We start from the raw sequence: 23,884 nt of genomic DNA, 5'->3' as shown, positions 1-23,884 counted from the left end.
ATACGGGGCCATAGCTCAGCTGGGAGAGCGCCTGCCTTGCACGCAGGAGGTCAACGGTTCGATCCCGTTTGGCTCCACCACTACTGCTTCTGTTTGTATAAAGCTTAGAAATGAGCATTCCATTGTTGTGATGGTGAATGTTGATTTCTAGTCTTTGACTAGTTCGTTCTTTAAAAATTTGGGTATGTGATAGAAAGATAGACTGAACGTTACTTTCACTGGTAACGGATCAGGCTAAGGTAAAATTTGTGAGTTCTCTTAATTGAGAAATTCGAATTTTCGGCGAATGTCGTCTTCACAGTATAACCAGATTGCTTGGGGTTATATGGTCAAGTGAAGAAGCGCATACGGTGGATGCCTTGGCAGTCAGAGGCGATGAAAGACGTGGTAGCCTGCGAAAAGCTTCGGGGAGTCGGCAAACAGACTTTGATCCGGAGATGTCTGAATGGGGGAACCCAGCCATCATAAGATGGTTATCTTGTACTGAATACATAGGTGCAAGAAGCGAACCAGGGGAACTGAAACATCTAAGTACCCTGAGGAAAAGAAATCAACCGAGATTCCCTTAGTAGTGGCGAGCGAACGGGGACTAGCCCTTAAGTGGCTTTGAGATTAGCGGAACGCTCTGGAAAGTGCGGCCATAGTGGGTGATAGCCCTGTACGCGAAAATCTCTTAGTCATGAAATCGAGTAGGACGGAGCACGAGAAACTTTGTCTGAATATGGGGGGACCATCCTCCAAGGCTAAATACTACTGACTGACCGATAGTGAACTAGTACCGTGAGGGAAAGGCGAAAAGAACCCCGGAGAGGGGAGTGAAATAGATCCTGAAACCGTATGCGTACAAGCAGTGGGAGCCCACTTTGTTGGGTGACTGCGTACCTTTTGTATAATGGGTCAGCGACTTATTTTCAGTGGCGAGCTTAACCGAATAGGGGAGGCGTAGCGAAAGCGAGTCTTAATAGGGCGTCTAGTCGCTGGGAATAGACCCGAAACCGGGCGATCTATCCATGGGCAGGTTGAAGGTTGGCTAACACTAACTGGAGGACCGAACCGACTACCGTTGAAAAGTTAGCGGATGACCTGTGGATCGGAGTGAAAGGCTAATCAAGCTCGGAGATAGCTGGTTCTCCTCGAAAGCTATTTAGGTAGCGCCTCATGTATCACTGTAGGGGGTAGAGCACTGTTTCGGCTAGGGGGTCATCCCGACTTACCAAACCGATGCAAACTCCGAATACCTACAAGTGCCGAGCATGGGAGACAAACGGCGGGTGCTAACGTCCGTCGTGAAAAGGGAAACAACCCAGACCGTCAGCTAAGGTCCCAAAGTTATGGTTAAGTGGGAAACGATGTGGGAAGGCTTAGACAGCTAGGAGGTTGGCTTAGAAGCAGCCACCCTTTAAAGAAAGCGTAATAGCTCACTAGTCGAGTCGGCCTGCGCGGAAGATGTAACGGGGCTCAAACCATACACCGAAGCTACGGGTATCACGTAAGTGATGCGGTAGAGGAGCGTTCTGTAAGCCTGTGAAGGTGAGTTGAGAAGCTTGCTGGAGGTATCAGAAGTGCGAATGCTGACATGAGTAACGATAATGGGTGTGAAAAACACCCACGCCGAAAGACCAAGGTTTCCTGCGCAACGTTAATCGACGCAGGGTTAGTCGGTCCCTAAGGCGAGGCTGAAAAGCGTAGTCGATGGAAAACAGGTTAATATTCCTGTACTTCTGGTTATTGCGATGGAGGGACGGAGAAGGCTAGGCCAGCTTGGCGTTGGTTGTCCAAGTTTAAGGTGGTAGGCTGAAATCTTAGGTAAATCCGGGATTTCAAGGCCGAGAGCTGATGACGAGTTATCTTTTAGATAACGAAGTGGTTGATGCCATGCTTCCAAGAAAAGCTTCTAAGCTTCAGGTAACCAGGAACCGTACCCCAAACCGACACAGGTGGTTGGGTAGAGAATACCAAGGCGCTTGAGAGAACTCGGGTGAAGGAACTAGGCAAAATGGCACCGTAACTTCGGGAGAAGGTGCGCCGGTGAGGGTGAAGGACTTGCTCCGTAAGCTCATGCCGGTCGAAGATACCAGGCCGCTGCGACTGTTTATTAAAAACACAGCACTCTGCAAACACGAAAGTGGACGTATAGGGTGTGACGCCTGCCCGGTGCCGGAAGGTTAATTGATGGGGTTAGCTAACGCGAAGCTCTTGATCGAAGCCCCGGTAAACGGCGGCCGTAACTATAACGGTCCTAAGGTAGCGAAATTCCTTGTCGGGTAAGTTCCGACCTGCACGAATGGCGTAACGATGGCGGCGCTGTCTCCACCCGAGACTCAGTGAAATTGAAATCGCTGTGAAGATGCAGTGTATCCGCGGCTAGACGGAAAGACCCCGTGAACCTTTACTATAGCTTTGCACTGGACTTTGAATTTGCTTGTGTAGGATAGGTGGGAGGCTTTGAAGCGTGGACGCCAGTCTGCGTGGAGCCATCCTTGAAATACCACCCTGGCAACTTTGAGGTTCTAACTCAGGTCCGTTATCCGGATCGAGGACAGTGTATGGTGGGTAGTTTGACTGGGGCGGTCTCCTCCTAAAGAGTAACGGAGGAGTACGAAGGTGCGCTCAGACCGGTCGGAAATCGGTCGTAGAGTATAAAGGCAAAAGCGCGCTTGACTGCGAGACAGACACGTCGAGCAGGTACGAAAGTAGGTCTTAGTGATCCGGTGGTTCTGTATGGAAGGGCCATCGCTCAACGGATAAAAGGTACTCCGGGGATAACAGGCTGATACCGCCCAAGAGTTCATATCGACGGCGGTGTTTGGCACCTCGATGTCGGCTCATCACATCCTGGGGCTGAAGCCGGTCCCAAGGGTATGGCTGTTCGCCATTTAAAGTGGTACGCGAGCTGGGTTTAGAACGTCGTGAGACAGTTCGGTCCCTATCTGCCGTGGACGTTTGAGATTTGAGAGGGGCTGCTCCTAGTACGAGAGGACCGGAGTGGACGAACCTCTGGTGTTCCGGTTGTCACGCCAGTGGCATTGCCGGGTAGCTATGTTCGGAATAGATAACCGCTGAAAGCATCTAAGCGGGAAACTAGCCTCAAGATGAGATCTCACTGGAACCTTGAGTTCCCTGAAGGGCCGTCGAAGACTACGACGTTGATAGGTTGGGTGTGTAAGCGCTGTGAGGCGTTGAGCTAACCAATACTAATTGCCCGTGAGGCTTGACCATATAACACCCAAGCAATTTGAGTCGAAAGGCCAGATTGCGGTGTGTGAAGACGCAATGAACCGAAAGTTCGACGCTCACAAAACACCACGATCTATCACATACCCAATTTGCTGAAGCGAGGCCAGCTGGCCACGACTCAGTACCCGAATTTCTTGACGACCATAGAGCATTGGAACCACCTGATCCCATCCCGAACTCAGCAGTGAAACGATGCATCGCCGATGGTAGTGTGGGGTTTCCCCATGTGAGAGTAGGTCATCGTCAAGATTAAATTCCGAAACCCCAATTGCGAAAGCAGTTGGGGTTTTGTTTTGGGCGCTCGAAAAGCACGCCAACTTCCAAAGCCTGCACAGCGCTCCATTGAAACCTTTTGTACAGATACCCGAATACCAGTCGAACCTTGCGTGTTATCAAGGTTCACAGGTGGTGCGCCGTGTATTTATCTCCACGGTTATGTACCTCACAGACACCCGCGTAGCGTCTGAGCTGTGAAACAAAATAATCGCCGGGAACAGGCCCTGCTGCCTGTCCGGATTCAACCGCCCCGGACTATCATGCTGATAGCCCTACCCCTCACCGCAAGGAGCCGCTCGGAACGCCGATGCGCCAGATCTGGAAATCTTTTCGAGCCCTTTATTTCGCCTCTTTGATGATGCTGATCGGCTCCGGCCTACTTAGTACTTATCTGGCTTTGCGTCTGGCAGCAGACAATGTCGACAGCCTGTGGGTCGGTGCGCTGATGGCCGCCAACTATTTTGGCTTGGTGCTGGGCGGTAAGCTCGGACACCGACTCATCGCCCGGGTCGGGCATATTCGCGCCTACGCCACCTGCGCGGGCATCGTCGGTGCAGCGGTGCTGGGGCACGGTTTGATTGATTGGCTGCCAGCCTGGATCGTGCTGCGGATGATCGTGGGCCTGGGGATGATGTGCCAGTACATGGTCATCGAGAGTTGGCTCAACGAGCAGGCGGATGCCAAGCAGCGCGGTGTAGTGTTCAGCGGCTACATGATTGCGTCCTACCTTGGGTTGGTGCTGGGCCAGCTGATCCTGGTCATGCACCCCCATCTTGGGCTTGAGCTGTTGATGCTCGTGGCGTTGTGCTTTGCCCTGTGCCTGGTCCCGGTGGCAATGACTCGACGTATTCACCCGGCCCCACTGCACCCGGCCCCGATGGAGCCGCGCTTCTTTATCAAGCGCGTGCCGCAGTCGCTCAGCACCGTGTTGGGCGCTGGGTTGATCGTCGGTTCGTTCTACGGCTTGGCACCGCTGTACGCCTCTCAGCAGGGCCTGACGACCGAGCAAGTCGGCCTGTTCATGGGTAGCTGCATTTTTGCTGGATTGGTCGTGCAGTGGCCACTGGGCTGGTTGTCAGACCGCTATGACCGCGCGCTGCTGATTCGCTGCTTCGCCTTGTGCCTGGCGGTGACGGCCTTGCCGTTGGCAATCATGACGCAGGTTCCGCTGGAAGTGTTGTTCGTGGCGGGCTTCTTCTGTTCGCTGGTGCAGTTCTGCCTTTACCCTTTGGCAGTGGCCTTTTCCAACGACCATGTGGAAGGCGATCGTCGGGTATCGCTGACGGCCATGTTGCTGGTGACCTACGGGATCGGCGCCAGCGTGGGGCCGCTGTTGGCCGGTGTGGTAATGAAGCTATTCGGCAGCCAGATGCTCTATGCGTTTTTCAGCCTGTGTGCATTGATCCTGGTGTGGCGCATTCGCCCCAAGGCGGTGACCAACCTGCATCAGGTCGATGACGCGCCGCTGCATCACGTGGCGATGCCCGACAGCATGTCCAGTTCGCCTTTGGTGGCTGCCCTTGACCCGCGGGTGGATGAGCAGGTGGTACAGGATCAGATGCAAGTCACTGTGCCCGATCCAGAGCCTGCCCCTGAAACCGATGAGCCGACGAGCGAAGAGCCGCACGAGCCACCAGACCCGGACGAACATCCCCATGACTTAAGCAGGGCACGCCCCTGAACGAAAAAACGGGCAGATCCCATCAGGATCTGCCCGTTTTTTTATCTCAGCGTCTAACGCTTAGAGATCGTCGTCTTTATCGAAGCGCCGAGCTTCACGCTGTAATTGGTAGACAAAGCGTTCCACTTGTCGCTGCACCAAGCCACTCATGTTATGAAAGTGCACGCCGGCAAAGGTGGTGTTGATCTTGTCTTCGAAGTGCAGATAGCGCAGTTCCACAGAGGTGGTCATGCTGCCGAAGGGCAGGGCAGCGATAAAGCGATCATAGACCTGGCCTAACTGCAGACGCTCGGAGATGTCGCCTTCAAAGCGCAATTTGCAGCCGGTTGCCGAGATGTCCAACAGCTTACCGCTGACAGGCACCTTGAGCTTCTCGCCACCTAACTGAATATCCACCAATTGCGCGAGTTTCAGTGCGGCGCGGAAGGCATTGCGTCTTTGGTGGTAAACCACTTCGCCGGGCAGGCTGCCGCTGTAGATGCGGTGGCCGCCTTTCTCGCTGATGGTCAAGGTGCCGTTGCTTTCCCAGGCAACCCGCACGCCCTCATGGAAACCTTCGATACGGAAGGCTTCGCCATTCTCAAGATAGCGTTCACCGTCGCGGGGAATCATTTCGTCCAGTATCAGCGTCTTGCTGTCCCGGTCGATGTCCACCAGGTAGCTCTGGAAGCGCTGGCTACGTTCGTGGAAGGTGATGATCAGCGGGTCATGGCTTTCTTGCAGCATCCGCAACGTGCTGGCGATTTCCAGAGGCGTGGTGAGCACCTTGGGTGGCTGCGGTGCATCTTCCGCATTAAGGGCGTTGAACACGGTTCTTCCATCTCCAGGCAAAATACGACTACACGCAAGAACCGGCATTTTGCCAGTATGTAGCGCGCCTTGGATAGGTCGCGCTGTAAACCGGCGTCAGGCTTGGCTGCGGGTGCTTGGTTTGATCAGGCGTGAGGTGGAGCCTTGGGCGTTATACAGGGCCGGAGGCTCTCCGCCGTGCAGTATGCGCAACTGATTGGCGGTGGTGGCTTGCTGAAGCTGGATCGACTGGCCGTTGAGCAGGTTGGCTTCCTGGCACTGGGCGAGCAAATGATTGAGTTCTTTGCTTTGTGCCAGCAGTTGATCGCCGACTGAGGAGTGGCTGGCCAGTTGTGCCAGGCCATCATGATCGGCGGGCAGGCCCAGGCTGATCAGAATCTCGCTGCGTTTCTTGCCGTGCTGTTCGAGCAAGACAATCAGCGACTGTTTGCGCGCCAGGATTTCTTCCAGCAAGGGCATATCCCGGCCGTACAAGGCCAGGGATTCTTCCTTGAGCAGCTCGAGCAATTGTTGCGTCGGCGCCAGATCATCAATGATCAGTTGGAGCAAATGTTCGTCGTGGTGCATGGCTGGCCTTGGGTTTTAAGCGTCCAAAAGCCCTGCGCAGGCTTTTGCCTAGCGCTCGGCTTCGAAGTTGAGCAGCTTGCTGGCTACACGGTTGCTGTCGACTTTATAGCTGCCATCGGCGATAGCCTGTTTCAACTCGGCCACGCGGGCTTTATTGACGACGGGTTGATCGCGCAGCGAGTCAGTGACCTTCTGCAACTGTTGAGCCTCATTGCTCAGGTGTACCGATTCCCCACTCTGGCTGGCGGCGGCCTGTTCTGCTTTGGCAGGCAAGGGCTGCGGCTTGGCCTCTACGCTGTCCTTGGTACCGCCGGTGCGCGTATTGCCGGGCAAAGCCGGGGCGTTATTCAAACGACTGAAATCAATGACCATGTTGAAAAACCTCTGGGTATTTGGACGCTTGCCATGTTTTCGGCCATACCCGGGCAAACTTTAGGCTCGATTGACAATAAACCTGTTCGGCTCAATATCCAGCACACAGTGTAGGAAAAGCTGGCATTTGATTCCAGTCATCTATAGCGCCACCTCGACCTGGCCTGGTGCCGTGACCCGCGCCTTGATCACGCGATTGGAGTTGAGGTTCTTGACGCGGATCTGTTCGCTCATGCCGCCATTTGACAGCGCCTCGCCCGGCATCCTGACGTTCAGGCCGCCGCTGCTGGCGGAAATTACCACCTGGTCACCCTTGCGAATCACCTCGGCCTGTTCCAGATGAACCAGCGTGAGGACTTGGTCGGTGACCACTGGCCGCGTGAGTTTCTGCCCGACGGCCTGGTCCAGCGACGTCAGGTAGCCCTGGTTGATCAAGCTGATATCCCGCTCGCGCAACGCCACGTCGTCGTAGCCGATGATGCCCGTGCGCTTCAACGGTCGCGCCACTACCACCACATCGCGATACAGCTTGACCTGAGCCGGTACGAAAACCGTCCAGGGCGAGGCGCCCTCGCAGCGTACCTTTACGGTCACACGGCCGATGGGCTGGGCGGGGCTTTCCAGAGTGGCTGTCAATTCCTTGTCGCACAGTGGCATGCGCAAGCGAGGGTCCAACTGGTTGACCTGAATTTCATAACGCCCCGGCGTCTGGGTAGTCGCCAGATAATCTTCTACAGTGAACTCAAGAAAGCCTTGGGTGACGCCGATAAGTAGATCAGGCAGGGTGACGTTGTCGGCACGGGCCGTGACGCCCAGGCCCGAGACAAGCAGTGCCATCGCGGCGCAGAGCAGTCTACGGTAGCGTGAGCGGCCAGGGTGTCGGGAAACTGTCGTTTTAATATCCATACTCAGTAAATAGCAAAGCTCGTGCCGTTTAGTGTTGGGTACGCGTCGTACCCCTAGGATTTAGGAGTCTGGGCATGGCAGGTGTAATGGATTCAGTAAACCAGCGCACACAGCTGGTAGGGCAGAATCGCCTGGAGTTGTTGCTTTTCCGCCTGGATGGCAAACAGTTGTATGGCATCAACGTGTTTAAAGTGCGTGAAGTGCTGCAATGTCCCAAGTTGACGATCATGCCCAAGTCCAGTCCGGTGGTGTGCGGCGTGGCCAACATCCGTGGCGCGACCATTCCGATTCTTGACCTGGCCATGGCCACGGGCGCCGCGGGTTTGCAAGACCGCCAGAACCCCTTCGTGATCATCACCGAATACAACACCAAGACCCAGGGTTTCCTGGTGCGCTCGGTGGAGCGCATCGTCAATATGAACTGGGAAGAGATCCATCCGCCGCCCAAGGGCACGGGGCGCGATCACTACCTGACGGCGGTGACGCGGGTCGATAACCAGTTGGTGGAAATCATCGACGTGGAGAAGATCCTCGCCGAAGTGGCCCCCACCTCGGAAACCATCTCCGTCGGGGTGGTGGATGCCGAAACGGCACACAAGGCGGTTTCGCTGCGTGTGTTGACCGTGGACGACTCTTCTGTGGCGCGCAAGCAGGTCACGCGTTGCCTGCAAACGGTCGGGGTTGAGGTGGTAGCCCTCAATGATGGCCGCCAGGCCTTGGATTACCTGCGCAAGCTGGCGGACGAAGGCAGGAAGCCTGAAGAAGAATTCTTGATGATGATCTCTGACATCGAGATGCCGGAAATGGATGGCTACACGCTCACGGCCGAAATACGTAACGATCCACGCATGCAAAAGTTGCATATCATCCTGCATACTTCGTTGTCGGGGGTATTCAATCAGGCAATGGTCAAGAAGGTCGGTGCGGATGACTTTCTGGCCAAGTTCCGTCCTGATGACCTCGCATCCCGGGTGGTCGACCGGATCAAGGCAGCAGATCACGGCTAGGGGATTTCCCCCGGCGGTCACACGATTTAAGAGGCGGCATCATTGTCTACGGGTAATTTGGATTTCGAACAGTTCCGGGTCTTCCTGGAAAAAGCCTGTGGCATATTGCTCGGTGAAAACAAGCAGTACCTGGTATCCAGCCGTCTCAACAAGCTGATGGAACAGCAGGGCATCAAGTCCCTGGGTGAGTTGGTCCAGCGTATCCAGGGGCAGCCGCGCAGTGGGCTCAAGGAAATGGTGGTCGATGCCATGACCACCAACGAAACCTTGTGGTTTCGCGATACCTATCCCTTTGAAGTGCTCAAGAACAAAGTCTTGCCGGAAGCCATCAAGGCCAGCCCGGGCCAGCGCCTGCGCATCTGGTCGGCGGCCTGTTCCTCGGGGCAGGAACCGTACTCGATCTCGATGTCCATCGACGAGTTCGAGCGGACCAACATGGGCCAGTTGAAAGCCGGCGCGCAAATTGTGGCCACGGACTTGTCCGGCACTATGCTCACCAACTGCAAGACCGGTGAGTACGACAGCCTGGCGTTGGGCCGAGGCTTGTCCCAGGAGCGCCTTCAACGTTACTTCGATCCCAAAGGGGCGGGGCGTTGGGCGATCAAGGCGCCGATCAAGAATCGCGTCGAATTCCGCTCGTTCAACCTGCTCGACAGCTACGCCAGCCTGGGCAAGTTCGACATGGTGTTCTGCCGCAATGTGCTGATCTATTTCTCCGCTGAAGTGAAGAAAGACATCCTGTTGCGTATCCATGGCACGCTCAAGCGCGGGGGTTATCTGTTCCTCGGTGCTTCCGAGGCGCTCAATGGGCTGCCGGATCACTTCCAGATGGTGCAATGCAGCCCGGGGATCATCTACCAGGCCAAATAGCCTGGGTGTATGCAATAAAACTGTGGGAGCCGGGCTTGCCCGCGATAGCGTTTTGTCAGTCGACGAATAGGTCGGCAGGCACTCTGCCATCGCAGGCAAGCCAGCTCCCACATTTGTTTTCTCGGCAAGCTGGCGTAAAGCGGCAACTGCCCATTGCCGCTTTACTGGCACTACGCGGAAATCGCTTGCCGCTTTTCTGGCATAGTCGCCGGCAACTCCCTTCGAAACCCTTGATATACGGGGCTTTCGCAAGTTTGGCATACACCTTGCTATAACCCTGCTAACGAACAGCAGGTCAGCCTAAAGGTTTCCGCCATGAGCATCAGCTTCGATAAAGCGCTCGGTATCCACGAACAAGCCCTGGGCTTCCGCGCCCAGCGTGCCGAAGTCCTGGCCAACAACATCGCCAACGCCGACACCCCGAACTACAAAGCTCGGGACCTGGACTTCTCCGCCGTGCTCGCCGCACAACAGGACAAGACCAAGAACGGCACCTTCGCCTTGAACATGACCAATAGCCGTCATATCGAAGCGCAAGGCGTGGGCAATGGTGACGAGTCGCTGCTGTATCGCACGCCGATGCAGCCGTCGATCGACCAGAACACCGTTGACGCCCAGCTGGAGCAATCGAACTACGCCGAAAACTCGGTGAACTTCCAGGCCAGCTTCACCCTGCTCAACAGCAAATTCAAAGGGCTTATGTCAGCCCTGCGCGGAGAGTAAGCCATGTCCCTGTCCAGTGTTTTCAATATTGCCGGCAGTGGCATGAGCGCGCAGACCACGCGTTTGAACACCGTCGCCAGTAACATCGCCAACGCCGAGACCGTCTCCTCGAGCATTGACCAGACCTATCGCGCCCGCCATCCGGTGTTCGCCACTATGTTCCAGGGTGGCCAGGCAGGCGGCAGCGAGTCGCTGTTCCAGAATCAGGACGCAGCCGGCTCCGGCGTGCAGGTGTTGGGCGTGGTCGAAGACCAGAGCAACCTGGAGGCCCGTTACGAGCCCAACCATCCTGCCGCGAACGAAAAGGGCTACGTCTACTACCCCAACGTCAACGTGGTCGAGGAAATGGCTGACATGATTTCCGCCAGCCGCTCGTTCCAGACCAACGCGGAAATGATGAACACCGCCAAAACCATGATGCAGAAGGTCCTGACCCTGGGTCAGTGATAAGGGGCGCCAAATAATGGCCATCGTTGATACGTCAAACAACACGGCTGTCCAGGACCTGTTCAACTCCAAGGTCAAGGACGCGTCGAACAATGTCTCGAATGTTTCCAAAGCGGCCACGGGTAACCAGGCGCTGGGCAAGGACGCATTCCTGCAGTTGCTGGTGACCCAGCTGAAAAACCAGAACCCGCTGTCGCCCCAGGACAACGGCGCGTTCGTGGCCCAGCTTGCCCAGTTCAGCAGCCTGGAAGGCATCAACACCCTGAACGACTCGGTGAACAACATCTCCAGCAACTTCAGCTCTTCTCAAGCGCTGCAGGCTTCGTCGCTGGTGGGGCGGTCGATCATTATCCAGACCGACAAAGCCATGGTGGATACCAGCAAGAGCATGAACGGTTCAGTGGCGGTGCCATCGGCTGTTGGCAACGTGTCCGTCAAGATCACCGACAAGGACGGCAACGTCGTGCGCACCGTGGATATGGGCGCGCAGAGTGCCGGCAGCCAGAGCTTTATCTGGGACGGCAAGAACGACAAGGGTGAGGTCGCCCCAGCCGGCACCTACACCTTCAGTGCCTCCACCAAGAACGACAAAGGTGACGCGGTGGCCCTGACCACCTCGCTACCAGCCACGGTCACCAGCGTGACCCTGAGCAAGACCGGCGGCGAAATGCTGCTCAACCTTGCAGGCGGCATGGGCAGCGTCAAGCTGTCGCAAATTCAGACTATCGGTACATAGAGCCGGCTAAATACGGCAGAGGAGAGAAACATGTCTTTTAACATCGGCCTTAGCGGCCTCTATGCGGCCAACAAACAACTGGACGTGACCGGCAACAACATCGCCAACGTCGCGACCACTGGCTTCAAGTCATCCCGTGCTGAATTCGCGGATATCTACGCGGCCTCCAAGCTGGGCACCGGCCAGAACAGCATCGGCAACGGTGTGAACCTGGCGGCGGTGTCCCAGCAGTTCACCCAGGGCGACGTCAACGGGAGTGGCGGCATCCTCGACATGGCGATCCAGGGTGGTGGCTTCTTCGTGCAGAAGGGCAGCGACGGTTCGCTGGAATACACCCGTAGCGGTGCTTTCCGTGCGGACAAAGACGGCTATATCACCAACAATACCGGCACCTCGCGCCTGCAAGGCTATGCCGCGGACGAGAATGGCAAAATCACCAAAGGCGGCCTGGTTGACCTGCAGCTGAACCTGGCGAACCTGCCGCCGAAGGCGTCTACCAAGGTGGACTCTTCCAGCAACCTGAACTCCTCGTCGCCGGTGATCGATCAGTCCAAGAACCCGTTTGATCCAACCAAGTCCGAAAGCTTCACCACGCAATACAGCACCACCTTGTACGACTCCCAGGGCAATGCGCACCCGATGGTGCAGTACCTGGTCAAAACCGATGCCAACCAGTGGCAGGCCTACACCTTGATCGATGGCCGCAATCCTGATGGTTCGGCTCCTACCGGTACCGGTGCTGACGTGAAGGCGCCTGTGCCGTCGACGTTGAGCTTCGATGGTGCTGGTAACCTCAAGAGCATCGTGACCGGCGGTGTTGCCGGTAACACCTTGACCATCAAGGATTGGGTGCCTGGCACGGTGACCGATGGCGTATGGAAGGCTAACGATGCGACGGCTAACAAGGATGGCATCGCCATCAACATGGGCACTGTCACCCAGTACAACTCGGCCAGCTACCGTAACCCGCCGGTCACAGATGGTTACGCCACCGGCCAGATCACCGGCCTGAAGATCGATGGCAGCGGCGTGCTCTTCGCCACCTTCAGTAACCAGCAGAGCAAGGCCATCGGCCAGATTTCCCTGGCCAGCTTCAACAACGAGCAGGGCCTGCAGCCCGCCGGTGGTACGACCTGGAAAGAGACCTTCGCGTCGGGCCAGCCGGGCTACGACGCACCGGAATCTGGCACTCTGGGGTCGATCAAGGCCTCCTCCCTGGAGAACTCCAACGTCAACCTGACCAACGAGTTGGTGGACCTGATCAAGGCCCAGAGCAACTACCAGGCGAACGCCAAGACCATCTCCACCCAAAGCACCATCATGCAGACCATCATTCAGATGACCTGATAGGTTAGCGCTTTAAAATGTGGGAGGGGGCTTGCCCCCGATAGCGGTGTATCAGCCAAGTATCCATTGACTGACACCCTATCGGGATCAAGCCCCCTCCCACATTTGCATCTGCTTCACGCTGCCCATCCAGGTATTGACCGAACAGCAATACAGCAACAAGGGCTTTATGCCCGCCCAAGAAAAAGCCCCCGATACACCCTAGGTGTATCGGGGGCTTTTCTGCCTCGGGTGGTTAAACCCAGGGCAGGTTCAGCTTATTGGCAAGCTTCGCAATCCGGCTCGTCAATCGCGCAGGCCTTTGGCACAGGTGCCGGGCCGGCTGGCGCTGCGAGTACCGAGTCATCACCGTGGTTGCCGCTGGACACTGCGTTCAGCTTGCCGGTGTTGATGGTCGACTTCTCGGTGCTGGTGGCGGCCAGGGCACGGAGGTAGTAAGTGGTTTTCAGGCCACGGTACCACGCCATGCGGTAGGTCACGTCCAGCTTCTTGCCCGAAGCGCCGGCGATGTACAGGTTCAGGGACTGGGCCTGGTCGATCCACTTCTGACGACGGCTGGCGGCGTCAACGATCCACTTGGTGTCCACTTCGAAGGCGGTCGCGTAGAGCTCTTTGAGTTCTTGCGGGATGCGCTCGATCTGCTGCACGGAACCGTCGTAGTACTTCAGGTCGTTGATCATGACCGAGTCCCACAGGCCACGAGCTTTCAGGTCGCGAACCAGGTACGGGTTGATCACTGTGAATTCGCCCGACAGGTTCGATTTCACATACAGGTTCTGGTAGGTCGGTTCGATCGACTGCGACACGCCAGTGATGTTGGCGATGGTGGCGGTCGGTGCGATGGCCATGATGTTGGAGTTACGAATACCTTTCTGCACACGGGCACGTACCGGTGCCCAGTCCAGGGTTTCGTTCAGGTCGACGTCGATGTACTTCTGGCCACGGGCTTCGATCAGGATCTGTTGCGAATCCAGCGGCAGGATGCCCTTGGACCACAGCGAACCCTGGAACGTCTCGTAGGCGCCGCGCTCGTCGGCCAGGTCGCACGAAGCCTGGATCGCGTAGTAGCTGACCGCTTCCATGGACTTGTCGGCGAACTCGACCGCTGCATCGGAACCGTAAGGGATGTGCTGCAGGTACAACGCGTCCTGGAAGCCCATGATCCCCAGGCCAACCGGACGGTGCTTGAAGTTGGAGTTCTGCGCCTGTGGCACCGAGTAGTAGTTGATGTCGATGACGTTATCGAGCATGCGTACGGCGGTGTTGACGGTACGCTCCAGCTTGGCGGTGTCCAGCTTGCCGTTGACGATGTGGTTCGGCAGGTTGATCGAGCCCAGGTTGCAAACGGCGATCTCGTCCTTGTTGGTGTTCAAGGTGATCTCGGTGCACAGGTTCGAGCTGTGGACCACGCCCACGTGCTGCTGCGGGCTGCGCAGGTTGCATGGGTCCTTGAAGGTCAGCCATGGGTGGCCGGTTTCGAACAGCATGGACAGCATTTTGCGCCACAGGTCTTTGGCCTGGATGGTCTTGAACAGCTTGACCTTGCCCGGGTACTCGGTGAGGGCTTCGTAGTACTCGTAGCGCTCTTCGAAGGCCTTGCCGGTCAGGTCGTGCAGGTCCGGCACTTCGGATGGCGAGAACAGGGTCCACTTGCCGTCATCGAAGACGCGCTTCATGAACAGGTCAGGGATCCAGTTGGCGGTGTTCATGTCGTGGGTACGACGACGGTCATCACCGGTGTTCTTGCGCAGCTCGATGAACTCTTCAATGTCCATGTGCCAGGTTTCCAGGTAGGCACATACAGCGCCTTTGCGCTTGCCACCCTGGTTCACGGCAACGGCGGTGTCGTTTACCACTTTCAGGAACGGTACGACGCCCTGGGACTTGCCGTTGGTGCCCTTGATGTACGAACCCAGTGCACGCACCGGTGTCCAGTCGTTGCCCAGGCCGCCGGCGAATTTGGACAGCATGGCGTTGTCGTGGATCGCGTGGTAGATGCCCGACAGGTCATCCGGCACGGTGGTCAGGTAGCAGCTCGACAGCTGTGGACGCAGGGTGCCGGCGTTGAACAGGGTTGGGGTCGACGACATGTAGTCGAAGGACGACAGCAGGTTGTAGAACTCGATCGCGCGGTCTTCTTTGTTCTTCTCTTCGATCGCCAGGCCCATGGCCACGCGCATGAAGAACACTTGCGGCAGTTCGAAGCGGATGCCGTCCTTGTGGATGAAGTAACGGTCGTACAGGGTTTGCAGGCCCAGGTAGGTGAACTGCTGGTCACGCTCGTGGTTGATGGCCTTGCCGAGTTTTTCCAGGTCGAAGGTGGCCAGGACCGGGTTCAGCAATTCGAATTCGATACCTTTGGCGATGTAGGCGGGCAGGGCCTTGGCGTACAGGTCGGCCATCTCGTGGTGAGTGGCGCTGTCAGCGACTTTCAGGAAGCCCAGGCCTTCGGCGCGCAGGGTGTCCATCAGCAGGCGGGCGGTCACGAACGAGTAGTTCGGCTCACGCTCGACCAGGGTACGGGCGGTCATCACCAAGGCGGTGTTGACGTCGGTCAGGGCCACGCCGTCGTACAGGTTCTTCAGGGTTTCGCGCTGGATCAGGTCACCGTCGACTTCTTCCAGGCCTTCGCAGGCCTCGGTGATGATGGTGTTCAGGCGGCCCAGATCCAGCGGTGCGAAGCTGCCGTCGGCCAGGGTGATGCGGATCGACGGGTGCGCTTGCACGGCGGCTTCTTCGGCCGGGGAACGTACGGCACGCTCCTTGGCTCGCGAGTCACGGTAGATCACGTAGTCGCGGGCCACTTTCTGCTCGCCGGCACGCATCAGGGCCAGTTCGACCTGGTCCTGGATTTCTTCGATGTGGATAGTGCCGCCCGATGGCATGCGACGCTTGAAGGTCGCGGTGACCTGTTCGGTCAGGCGTGCAACGGTGTCGTGGATGCGCGACGAAGCGGCAGCGGTGCCGCCTTCAACTGCAAGAAACGCTTTGGTGATGGCGACGGTGATTTTGTCATCGGTATAAGGAACGACAGTGCCGTTACGCTTGATCACGCGCAGTTGGCCAGGTGCAGTGGCGGACAGATCCAGGTTCGAATCAGCGGCCTGCGGCACGGAGCCCTGCGGGTTCTCGCGAGTTGTGTCGGTTTGCATGAGGGGGTGTCTCCACATTCTATATTTATTTGGGCACCATCACGGTGCCCACCGTTCCGTCCTGAAGCACTTACAGCAGGCCTGGGCCTGGCATAACAACTTCGGGACAGGAGGAAGGGAGCTCATCGCGCCGCTTCCATGCCGAAGTCTTTGGTTCGGGGCCGGGGAGCCCTTCGCCGTATTCCTGGTGGGTGACAGTGGCCCCATTCAAGCCCTGCAACACCCGTACCGTTTTCTGCCAATCGGGCTGGAAAACGGTTGCCATCCGCGTGCGCGGTTTGGGCTTTCAAAAAATGCTTTGGTTCAACCAAACGCGAGCAAGAAAGCGCTTGAGTTTCTTGTCTGATATGTGTTTGGTCTTTTCGCTGAAAACCCTACATGTAGGGTTTTTTTAGCGCCGAGGTACAAGATAATGCGTTTTTGGGGGCTTAGCAACGCACTACCTGTGGATAACGCTGTGGGTAAAATGTGTATGAATCATGGAACACCCGTGTAGGCCGCATTACTACTGGATTACACCGTTTGTCACCGAATATTCCCGGATAGAAACTGCCGGCGGGAATTTTGAGGGCGCGAACCCTACCACAAAAAATCGCCATGACCGAATGGATTTCCCGGCTTGTGTTCAAGGGCCGGTGCATGGCTACAATCGGCCTTGATCAGGGCAATAGCATGCTTGCTCCACATGACAACTGTAGGAGCGAGCTTGCTCGCGAAAATCGTCAACGATAATGCAGCAAACCTGGATAAATGCGGTGCCCTTGCGTCCTTCGCGAGCAAGCTCGCTCCTACAATAGAGAACCGAGGTAGCGCATGGAGCAAGAAACCTGGCAGATACTGATCGTCGAGGACGACGAGCGACTCGCCGAGTTGACCCGTGAGTACCTGGAAAGCAATGGCCTGCGTGTGTCGGTGGAAGGCGATGGTGCCAAGGCCGCGGCGCGCATCATCGCCGAGCAGCCGGACCTGGTGATCCTCGACCTGATGCTGCCCGGCGAAGACGGCCTGAGCATCTGCCGCAAGGTGCGCGAGCGCTATGACGGCGTGATCCTGATGCTCACCGCGCGCACCGACGACATGGACCAGGTGCAGGGCTTGGACATGGGCGCCGACGATTATGTGTGCAAACCCGTGCGCCCGCGTTTGTTGCTGGCACGTATCCAGGCGCTGCTGCGCCGCAGCGAACCGGTGTTGCCCGTTGCAGTGGAAAACCAGCGCCGCCTCCAGTTTGGTCCGTTGGTGGTGGACAATGCCTTGCGCGAAGCCTGGTTGCATGAGGGCAGCATCGAACTGACCAGCGCTGAATTCGACTTGCTGTGGCTGCTGGTCGCGAACGCCGGGCGCATCCTGTCCCGCGAAGAAATCTTCATAGCGCTGCGCGGTATCGGTTATGACGGCCAGGATCGTTCCATTGACGTGCGTATCTCGCGCATTCGGCCAAAGATCGGCGACGATCCGCTCCACCCACGCCTGATCAAGACCATCCGCAGCAAAGGCTACCTGTTCGTCCCCGAAGCCGCTGCCGATATGCCGCTGTGAACTCGATCTTCCTGCGCATCTACGGCGGCATGTGCGCGGCGCTGATCCTGGTGGCGCTGCTCGGCGCCCTGGCACTGCACCTGCTTAATGACGTGCGCAGCGGCCAGTACCGTGAGCGCCTGGCCCACGGCACCTTTGCGTTGATGGGCGATAACCTGCAACCCATGAGCACCATTGAACGGCAGCGCGCCTTGGCGGTGTGGGAGCGTTTGCTGGGCATCCCGCTGGAGCTGCGCACGTACACCGATGCGCAATTGGACCTGGGCCAGCGCAACCGCCTGCAACGCGGCCAGGTCCTGGTGGAACAGACTGGGCCTCATGCGGCGCGGGTGCTGCGGTTGGTCAGCGAGCAAGAGCAATTGGTGCTCACCGGCGAAGTGCAGCAGATCAGCGAGCAATTGGCCCGTGCGACTATTTACCTGCTGGCCGACGAACTGGTGCGTTTCCCGGTGGCCGAACAGCCCCAGCGCCTGGCCGACATCAAACACGCCAAGGGTTTTGGTTTTGAAATGCACCTGATGGCCCTTGACCAGGCCGACATGGACGACGACCAGCGTCGTCGCGTGGCGGAGGGCGATACGGTGATGGCGCTGGGCAAGGGCGGCGATTCGATTCGCGTGTTTGCCGGCATGGTCGGCACCCCGTGGGTTCTGGAGATCGGCCCGCTGTACCAGATGAATCCGTACCCGGCGCAATGGCTGATCCTGATCACCTTGATCGGCCTGACTTTGATCGGCTTGATCGTCTATTTGCTGGTGCGTCAACTTGAGCGCCGGCTCAAAGGCCTTGAGGCGGCGGCTACGCGTATCGCCAAGGGCAATCTGGAAGTGCGCGTACCCGCTCGCGGTGCAGACTCGGTAGGGCGGCTGGCGGCAGCTTTCAATGGTATGGCCGAGCACCTGCAGCAATTGCTGGCGATTCAGCGTGAGCTGGTGCGGGCGGTCTCCCACGAATTGCGCACACCCGTCGCGCGCCTGCGTTTTGGCCTGGAGATGATCGGTGACGCCGCCACGCCCGAGGCGCGACGCAAATACCTGGAAGGCATGGATGGCGATATCCAGGACCTCGATGGCCTGGTGGACGAGATGCTCACTTATGCGCGCTTGGAACAGGGGGCGCCGGAGCTGAATTTCCAGCGCGTAGACCTTGATGCATTGCTCGATCAGGTGATTGGCGAATTATCGCCATTGCGCCCGCAGGTCACCGTCACCCGGGGTATTTGCCTGTCCTCGGCACATTGGGATGACGCTTGGGTCGACGCTGAACCGCGCTACTTGCACCGTGCCCTGCAAAATCTGGTGAGTAACGCCATGCGCCACGCCAGAGGCCAGGTGTTGATCAGTTATCAGGTGGGGCAGGTGCGCTGTCGCATCGATGTGGAAGACGACGGTCCTGGTGTGCCGGAAAGCGCCTGGGAGCGCATCTTCACGCCGTTTCTGCGCTTGGATGACAGCCGTACCCGCGCTTCTGGCGGGCATGGCCTGGGCTTGTCGATCGTGCGGCGGATTATCTATTGGCACGGCGGGCGGGCGCTGATCAGCAAGAGCAATAACCTGGGTGGGGCGTGTTTCAGCCTGAGCTGGCCCAGGGATCAGAATAAACCCTGAAACCGCTATCGCAGGCAAGCCAGCTCCCACAGGTGAATGCGTTCCCAATGTGGGAGCCGGGCTTGCCCGCGATGGCGGTCTACCAGGCGCTGATAGCCACCAGGCTCAACAACTGCTCCCCTTGCACCACAAACTGCCCTTCCAGCTCTTTGCCATGCTTCCATTCTTGCGAAAGATCGGTCAGCAACCGCAACCGCACCCCCCCAGCCGCTGACCACTCCAACACCTCGGCATGCTCGAAATAAAAGCGCTTGTGCACGATCGGATAGAGCGCCTTGAACAGGCTTTCCTTGACCGAAAACGTCAGCGTCACCAGCAAGGCGTGTTGCTCACGGGGTAGGGTGGCCATGCGCTGCAACTCATCGGCCGTCAGGATTTCCCCGGCCAGGCGTTCGGCCCGTTCCAGTGACAACAGGTGCTCCAGGTCCATGCCCAGCCCGCGCCATTGCGCCTTGTGCCCGACAATCGCCGCAGCGTGCCCGGTGCTGTGGGTGATGGAACCACTGATATGCCCTGGCCAGACCGGGGCGCGGTCTTCGCCGATGGCCGGGATGCAGCGCAGATGATCGAGTCGTTGCAGCGCTTCGCGCGCGCACAGGCGGCCGGCGAGAAATTCCGCCTGGCGCTTGGCGACCGAGCGCTGGATGCTCGCAGGCGGTGGCACATCGCAGCGCTGGAAATCACCGGGGCTCAATAAAGCCGGGTCGAATCGCGTGCTCAAAAACACCGTGCCCGGCAAAGAAACCGGCAACGGCCAATGATCATCGAGTGGGGTGCAGCAAGCGGGTAGGGGCGTCATGCGCGGTATTTTGCCGAGTTGGCGCGCCAGTGGATAGCCCGGTGCGGTTCAGCTGCGGTTCAGAGCCTGTTCAGGGGGAGTTCAGGGGCGCCTGCGTAGTCTGGACCCCACAGCCTAAATGCGTATGAGGTAACCACCATGACTGCGATCAAAAAGCTGATGTTGGCCTTGACCATGCTCGGCGCCACTGCCGGCGTGCAGGCGTCCGATGGCGCCTTTGCGGCCTTTGGCAGCGAGAAAACCAAGAAATCCAGCAACCTGATCCATCGTGTCAGCTTCGAAGACGCCGGCACCCAGGCCGCGCCGTGGGGCCAGGCCCTGGGCGCTAACGCCGCGCAACCCGACTATCGCAGCGGCTACGCGCACCTGACTGGCCACTACAATGGCATAAAACTGCGCCCCCAAGAGCTGCAGGGCCGCTATGATATCCCCCTGTCGGCTAGTTGAATTGCAGTGGAGAACCTTATGAAATTGCTGGTGGTGGAAGATGAGGCGCTGCTGCGTCATCACCTGTTTACCCGCCTGACCGACAGCGGGCACGTGGTCGAAGCCGTGGCCAATGCCGAAGAAGCCCTGTACCAGACCGGCCAGTTCAACCATGACCTGGCGATCATCGACCTTGGCCTGCCCGGTATGGGCGGCTTGGACCTGATTCGCCAGTTGCGCACCCAGACCAAGACTTTCCCGATCCTGATCCTCACCGCCCGCGGCAACTGGCAGGACAAGGTTGAAGGCTTGGCGGCCGGGGCCGACGACTACGTGGTCAAGCCGTTCCAGTTCGAAGAGCTGGAGGCACGCATGAACGCCTTGCTGCGCCGCTCCAGCGGTTTTACCCAGTCGACTATCGTTGCCGGGCCGCTGCTGCTGGACCTCAACCGCAAGCAAGCCTCCCTGGACGAGCAGCCCCTGGCGCTGACCGCCTATGAGTATCGGATCCTCGAATACTTGATGCGTCATCATCAACAAGTGGTCGCCAAGGACCGCTTGATGGAGCAACTGTACCCGGATGACGACGAGCGCGATCCAAACGTGATCGAAGTGCTGGTCGGCCGCCTGCGCCGCAAGCTGGAAGGCCCGGCGGGGTTCAAGCCGATCGATACCGTGCGTGGCCTGGGCTACCTGTTCAATGAGCGCTGCCGTTGATTCGTTCGCTACGTGTGCGCCTGATGCTGGCGGCCGCCACCCTGGCCGTGCTGTTTATGCTCGGCTTGTTGCCGGCCATGCAAGGCGCGTTCAGCCTGGCGCTGCAGGATTCCATCGAACAGCGCCTGGCGTCGGATGTGACCACCCTGATATCTGCGGCGCGGGTCGACAATAACCGCCTGCTGATGCCGGCGCAGTTGCCCGATGAGCGTTTCAACCTCACCGACAGTCGGCTGTTGGGCTATATCTACGACCGTGAAGGTCATCTGGTATGGCGCTCACGGGCGACCCAGGAAGAAAACATCAACTACAAACCGCGCTATGACGGGCGCGGCAACGAATTTGCGCGGATTCGCGAGGCCAATGGCCAGGAATTCTTTGTGTATGACGTCGAGGTCCGGCTGCTGGGAGGCAAGAGCGCGGCGTTCAGCATTGTCGCCCTGCAGCCGGTACGCGAATACCAACTGACCCTCGAAGGCCTGCGTGAGAACCTCTACCTCGGGTTCGGCGCGGCGTTGCTGGTGCTGTTGACGCTGTTGTGGCTGGGCCTGACCTGGGGCCTGCAAGCCCTGCGGCGCCTGAGCCATGAGCTCGACCAGATCGAAGGCGGCACCCGCGAAAGCCTCAGCGAAGAACACCCCCGTGAGCTGCTGCGCCTGACCGGCTCCCTGAACCGCTTGCTGCACAGCGAGCGCGAACAGCGTGCGCGCTACCGCGACTCCCTCGATGACTTGGCCCACAGCCTGAAAACGCCACTGGCGGTGTTGCAGGGCGTGAGCGAAGACATGGCCCAGCGCCCGGAAGAACGTAGCCAGGCGTGGGTGTTGCAATCGCAGATCGAACGCATGAGCCAGCAGATCGGTTACCAACTGCAGCGTGCCAGCCTGCGTAAAAGTGGCCTGGTGCGCCATCAGGTCCGCCTGGAACCGGTGGTGCAAAGCCTGTGCGATACCCTGGAAAAGGTTTACCGCGACAAGCGGGTCACCGTGACCTTCGATTTACCGCAGGCCTGCGAAGTGCCCATCGAGAAGGGCGCGTTGCTCGAAATGCTCGGCAACCTGCTGGAAAACGCCTACCGCCTGTGCCTCAAGCAAGTGCGTATCAGCCTGGTGGAAAACCTTGATGGCATTGAGCTGTGTATCGAAGACGACGGCCCCGGCGTACCACCGGACCAGCGTGCACGGATCCTGCAGCGCGGCGAACGGCTCGACCGCCAGCACCCGGGGCAGGGGATCGGGCTGGCGGTGGTCAAGGACATCATCGAAAGCTATCACGCGCGGTTGACGTTGGGGGATTCAGCGTTGGGTGGGGCGGCGTTCAGGATTCACTTTCCTGCCTTGTGATCTGCACTGGCCTCATCGCAGGCAAGCCAGCTCCCACACTTGAATGTATTCACACATCAAAATTTGTAAACCCGATCAACTGTGGGAGCTGGCTTGCCTGCGATGAGGCCCTCCCAGCCGATACGCCTCTAACTCTCCTGCGCTCTGTAGGCCCCCGGCGTCAACCCCGTCCACTTCTTGAACGCCCGATGAAACGCCGACGGTTCGGAAAATCCCAACTGCTCGGCGATCTCCTGCAAAGACAAATCCGCCCGCCCCAGGTGGTAAATGGCGATATCCCGGCGTAGCTCATCCTTCAATGCCTGAAAGCTCGTGCCTTCTTCGCGCAGGTGGCGGCGCAGGGTCTGTGGGCTGATGTGCAGGTGCTGGGCAACGGCTTCCAGGTCTGGCCAGGGCGTGCGGTCGCGGCTCAGCAGGCGGCGCAACTGGCTGCTCAGGCTGTCGCCTTCATCCGGCCGGGACAACAAGTCGGCAGGGGAGCGCTGCAAGAAGTGCTTGAGGGTGCGTTCATCCTGCAACAGCGGCAGGCTCAGGTAGCGGCTGGGAAACACCAGGCTGCTGTTCGGCGCACCGAACACCTGAGGGCAGGGGAACAGCAGGTCGTATTCACCGGCATGGGCTGGCATCGGGTAACTGAAGGTGGCCTGCTGCAGCCGGATACGCTGGCCGATCAACCAACTGCCCAGGCGATGCCAGATCACCAGCAGGCATTCACTGAGGAAGTGGTCCGGGTCCCATAGCTGTGAGTCGTCCAGGCTCAGGCGCGCCATGTCGCCTTCTTTGGTCAGCTGCCAGCGTGGGCCTTGGGGGAACAGGCTATAAAACAATAAGCCGCGCTCCAACGCCTTCTCCAGCGTGCGGCAATGGATCAGCGCGTGGCACATCATGGCGAAAGTGCCGCGTTTGCTCGGCCCTTCGGCAAATCCGAGGTATTCGTCATCCAACCCCAGCCAGAGCATTTGCAGCAAGCGCGTAAATTGCTCTGGAGCGATGCGGGCGCGGGGTTCGGTCAGCAGTTCCGGGGTGATGCCCACCTGCTGCAACACCCCCGAGTAGTCAAAACCGACCCGGCGCGCACCGCCGAGTGCCGCTCGGGCGTAATGGCTGGCGATGGTACGTTCACGCATGCAAGGGCCTCATCCATGGAGTGGCGAATGGTAGCCATCACCCGGCGGAGCGACAAGGCGGATATCCGCCAAATTGTAGGACGAGACAGGATGAGTGGGCGGAAATCCGCCACTGTGTTGCACTCTCCGGAGTCGCCCGTGAACCCCAAGCCCCGATGTCTAAAGGCCTTCAGCGCGTTTAAGCAAAGTGGCACG

General features: G+C 58.4%; 19 protein-coding genes, 1 tRNA gene, 2 rRNA genes and 1 pseudogene. 16 read left to right on the top strand and 7 right to left on the bottom strand.

Going from position 1 to position 23,884, the window contains the following annotated elements; genetic code table 11:
- The first annotated feature begins 4 nt into the window (after window positions 1–4).
- From CLM72_RS21190 to CLM72_RS21175, 4 genes are all read left to right on the top strand, one after another.
- A tRNA-Ala gene (locus tag CLM72_RS21190) sits at window positions 5–80 on the top strand.
- Between the two features lie 247 nt (window positions 81–327).
- Window positions 328–3,219: ribosomal RNA gene (locus CLM72_RS21185) — 23S ribosomal RNA — on the top strand.
- A 151-nt stretch (window positions 3,220–3,370) separates the two neighbouring features.
- Window positions 3,371–3,486 (top strand): 5S ribosomal RNA (gene rrf / locus CLM72_RS21180).
- 334 nt (window positions 3,487–3,820) lie between these two features.
- On the top strand, window positions 3,821–5,194 hold the full coding sequence (locus CLM72_RS21175) for an MFS transporter (protein ID WP_054922167.1): 1,374 nt from the start codon (window positions 3,821–3,823) through the stop codon (window positions 5,192–5,194).
- 60 nt (window positions 5,195–5,254) lie between these two features.
- Here the strand turns inward: CLM72_RS21175 and CLM72_RS21170 are convergent, their stop codons facing one another.
- The 4 genes from CLM72_RS21170 to flgA all read right to left on the bottom strand — a co-directional run bounded on the left by CLM72_RS21170 (window position 5,255) and on the right by flgA (window position 7,849).
- Window positions 5,255–6,004: a flagellar brake protein gene (locus CLM72_RS21170; RefSeq protein WP_105227974.1), complete on the bottom strand. Its 750-nt coding sequence runs from the start codon at window positions 6,002–6,004 to the stop codon at window positions 5,255–5,257.
- Window positions 6,005–6,100: 96 nt separating this feature from the next.
- The gene (locus CLM72_RS21165) at window positions 6,101–6,571 is read right to left on the bottom strand and encodes a flagella synthesis protein FlgN (RefSeq protein ID WP_034128459.1); all 471 of its coding nucleotides are present in this window, start codon (window positions 6,569–6,571) and stop codon (window positions 6,101–6,103) included.
- 48 nt (window positions 6,572–6,619) lie between these two features.
- A complete protein-coding gene (gene flgM / locus CLM72_RS21160; protein WP_034128458.1) occupies window positions 6,620–6,943 on the bottom strand; it encodes a flagellar biosynthesis anti-sigma factor FlgM in 324 nt (107 codons plus the stop codon).
- Window positions 6,944–7,084: 141 nt separating this feature from the next.
- Window positions 7,085–7,849, bottom strand: coding sequence for a flagellar basal body P-ring formation chaperone FlgA (gene flgA, locus CLM72_RS21155; RefSeq protein WP_105227972.1), 765 nt, complete (start codon window positions 7,847–7,849; stop codon window positions 7,085–7,087).
- Between the two features lie 74 nt (window positions 7,850–7,923).
- Between flgA and CLM72_RS21150 the strand changes: the two genes are divergently transcribed.
- The 6 genes from CLM72_RS21150 (at window position 7,924) to flgE (ending at window position 12,979) form a co-directional block, all read left to right on the top strand.
- A complete protein-coding gene (locus tag CLM72_RS21150) occupies window positions 7,924–8,856 on the top strand; it encodes a chemotaxis protein CheV (protein WP_105227970.1) in 933 nt (310 codons plus the stop codon).
- A gap of 42 nt (window positions 8,857–8,898) precedes the next feature.
- The gene (gene cheR, locus CLM72_RS21145) at window positions 8,899–9,726 is read left to right on the top strand and encodes a protein-glutamate O-methyltransferase CheR (protein WP_014719581.1); all 828 of its coding nucleotides are present in this window, start codon (window positions 8,899–8,901) and stop codon (window positions 9,724–9,726) included.
- A 315-nt stretch (window positions 9,727–10,041) separates the two neighbouring features.
- A complete protein-coding gene (flgB, locus tag CLM72_RS21140; RefSeq protein ID WP_105227968.1) occupies window positions 10,042–10,449 on the top strand; it encodes a flagellar basal body rod protein FlgB in 408 nt (135 codons plus the stop codon).
- A gap of 3 nt (window positions 10,450–10,452) precedes the next feature.
- Window positions 10,453–10,896, top strand: coding sequence for a flagellar basal body rod protein FlgC (gene flgC / locus CLM72_RS21135; protein ID WP_032895649.1), 444 nt, complete (start codon window positions 10,453–10,455; stop codon window positions 10,894–10,896).
- Window positions 10,897–10,912: 16 nt separating this feature from the next.
- On the top strand, window positions 10,913–11,632 hold the full coding sequence (gene flgD / locus CLM72_RS21130) for a flagellar hook assembly protein FlgD (protein WP_105227966.1): 720 nt from the start codon (window positions 10,913–10,915) through the stop codon (window positions 11,630–11,632).
- A gap of 30 nt (window positions 11,633–11,662) precedes the next feature.
- On the top strand, window positions 11,663–12,979 hold the full coding sequence (flgE, locus tag CLM72_RS21125; protein ID WP_054922158.1) for a flagellar hook protein FlgE: 1,317 nt from the start codon (window positions 11,663–11,665) through the stop codon (window positions 12,977–12,979).
- A 257-nt stretch (window positions 12,980–13,236) separates the two neighbouring features.
- Here the strand turns inward: flgE and CLM72_RS21120 are convergent, their stop codons facing one another.
- Complete coding sequence (locus tag CLM72_RS21120) at window positions 13,237–16,131, bottom strand: ribonucleoside-diphosphate reductase subunit alpha (protein WP_032895655.1); 2,895 nt, start codon at window positions 16,129–16,131, stop codon at window positions 13,237–13,239.
- Window positions 16,132–16,816: 685 nt separating this feature from the next.
- Here CLM72_RS21120 and CLM72_RS29625 point away from each other — a divergent pair.
- From CLM72_RS29625 to CLM72_RS21100, 3 genes and pseudogenes are all read left to right on the top strand, one after another.
- Window positions 16,817–16,927, top strand: a pseudogene (locus tag CLM72_RS29625) (outer membrane lipoprotein carrier protein LolA); the annotation flags it as partial.
- A gap of 17 nt (window positions 16,928–16,944) precedes the next feature.
- Window positions 16,945–17,670 carry a response regulator gene (locus tag CLM72_RS21105; protein WP_105227960.1) on the top strand — a complete coding sequence of 242 codons (726 nt, stop codon included), beginning with the start codon at window positions 16,945–16,947 and terminating at the stop codon, window positions 17,668–17,670.
- Entirely contained in the window at window positions 17,667–19,277 is a 1,611-nt protein-coding gene (locus tag CLM72_RS21100; protein ID WP_105227958.1) for an ATP-binding protein, read from the top strand. Before CLM72_RS21105 ends, CLM72_RS21100 begins: the two co-directional genes overlap by 4 nt.
- A gap of 79 nt (window positions 19,278–19,356) precedes the next feature.
- Here CLM72_RS21100 and CLM72_RS21095 read toward each other — a convergent pair whose 3' ends face one another.
- A complete protein-coding gene (locus tag CLM72_RS21095) occupies window positions 19,357–20,076 on the bottom strand; it encodes a 4'-phosphopantetheinyl transferase (RefSeq protein WP_105227956.1) in 720 nt (239 codons plus the stop codon).
- Window positions 20,077–20,214: 138 nt separating this feature from the next.
- Here CLM72_RS21095 and CLM72_RS21090 point away from each other — a divergent pair, with 138 nt between their 5' ends.
- The 3 genes from CLM72_RS21090 to CLM72_RS21080 are packed head-to-tail and all read left to right on the top strand — an operon-like array spanning window position 20,215 to window position 22,562.
- Window positions 20,215–20,523, top strand: a complete 309-nt coding sequence (locus CLM72_RS21090) for a hypothetical protein (RefSeq protein ID WP_105227954.1) — start codon at window positions 20,215–20,217, stop codon at window positions 20,521–20,523.
- Between the two features lie 18 nt (window positions 20,524–20,541).
- Window positions 20,542–21,219, top strand: a complete 678-nt coding sequence (locus CLM72_RS21085; RefSeq protein ID WP_003193559.1) for a response regulator — start codon at window positions 20,542–20,544, stop codon at window positions 21,217–21,219.
- Window positions 21,216–22,562, top strand: a complete 1,347-nt coding sequence (locus tag CLM72_RS21080) for an ATP-binding protein (RefSeq protein ID WP_019817208.1) — start codon at window positions 21,216–21,218, stop codon at window positions 22,560–22,562. The genes CLM72_RS21085 and CLM72_RS21080 overlap by 4 nt, the downstream gene beginning before the upstream one ends.
- Window positions 22,563–22,690: 128 nt before the next feature.
- Here the strand turns inward: CLM72_RS21080 and CLM72_RS21075 are convergent, their stop codons facing one another.
- Window positions 22,691–23,689 (bottom strand): AraC family transcriptional regulator, encoded by a 999-nt coding sequence (locus tag CLM72_RS21075; protein ID WP_105227952.1) that lies wholly within the window; start codon window positions 23,687–23,689, stop codon window positions 22,691–22,693.
- Between the last annotated feature and the right edge of the window lie 195 nt (window positions 23,690–23,884).

The sequence above is a fragment of the Pseudomonas sp. MYb193 genome (assembly GCF_002966775.1).
Classification (GTDB): Bacteria; Pseudomonadota; Gammaproteobacteria; order Pseudomonadales; family Pseudomonadaceae; genus Aquipseudomonas; species Aquipseudomonas paracarnis.
The sequence above is the reverse complement of the archived record's forward strand: the minus strand, read 5'-3'. Positions and strand labels throughout refer to the sequence as shown.

Bases quoted from the DNA above. Each gene is read 5' to 3' on its own strand.
- CLM72_RS21175 (WP_054922167.1), top strand. From the start codon at position 3,821: ATGCGCCAGATCTGGAAATCTTTTCGAGCCCTTTATTTCGCCTCTTTG.
- CLM72_RS21165 (WP_034128459.1), bottom strand. From the start codon at position 6,571: ATGCACCACGACGAACATTTGCTCCAACTGATCATTGATGATCTGGCG.
- flgM (WP_034128458.1), bottom strand. From the start codon at position 6,943: ATGGTCATTGATTTCAGTCGTTTGAATAACGCCCCGGCTTTGCCCGGC.
- flgA (WP_105227972.1), bottom strand. From the start codon at position 7,849: ATGGATATTAAAACGACAGTTTCCCGACACCCTGGCCGCTCACGCTAC.
- CLM72_RS21150 (WP_105227970.1), top strand. From the start codon at position 7,924: ATGGCAGGTGTAATGGATTCAGTAAACCAGCGCACACAGCTGGTAGGG.
- flgB (WP_105227968.1), top strand. From the start codon at position 10,042: ATGAGCATCAGCTTCGATAAAGCGCTCGGTATCCACGAACAAGCCCTG.
- flgC (WP_032895649.1), top strand. From the start codon at position 10,453: ATGTCCCTGTCCAGTGTTTTCAATATTGCCGGCAGTGGCATGAGCGCG.
- flgD (WP_105227966.1), top strand. From the start codon at position 10,913: ATGGCCATCGTTGATACGTCAAACAACACGGCTGTCCAGGACCTGTTC.
- flgE (WP_054922158.1), top strand. From the start codon at position 11,663: ATGTCTTTTAACATCGGCCTTAGCGGCCTCTATGCGGCCAACAAACAA.
- CLM72_RS21120 (WP_032895655.1), bottom strand. From the start codon at position 16,131: ATGCAAACCGACACAACTCGCGAGAACCCGCAGGGCTCCGTGCCGCAG.
- CLM72_RS21105 (WP_105227960.1), top strand. From the start codon at position 16,945: ATGGAGCAAGAAACCTGGCAGATACTGATCGTCGAGGACGACGAGCGA.
- CLM72_RS21095 (WP_105227956.1), bottom strand. From the start codon at position 20,076: ATGACGCCCCTACCCGCTTGCTGCACCCCACTCGATGATCATTGGCCG.
- CLM72_RS21090 (WP_105227954.1), top strand. From the start codon at position 20,215: ATGACTGCGATCAAAAAGCTGATGTTGGCCTTGACCATGCTCGGCGCC.
- CLM72_RS21085 (WP_003193559.1), top strand. From the start codon at position 20,542: ATGAAATTGCTGGTGGTGGAAGATGAGGCGCTGCTGCGTCATCACCTG.
- CLM72_RS21075 (WP_105227952.1), bottom strand. From the start codon at position 23,689: ATGCGTGAACGTACCATCGCCAGCCATTACGCCCGAGCGGCACTCGGC.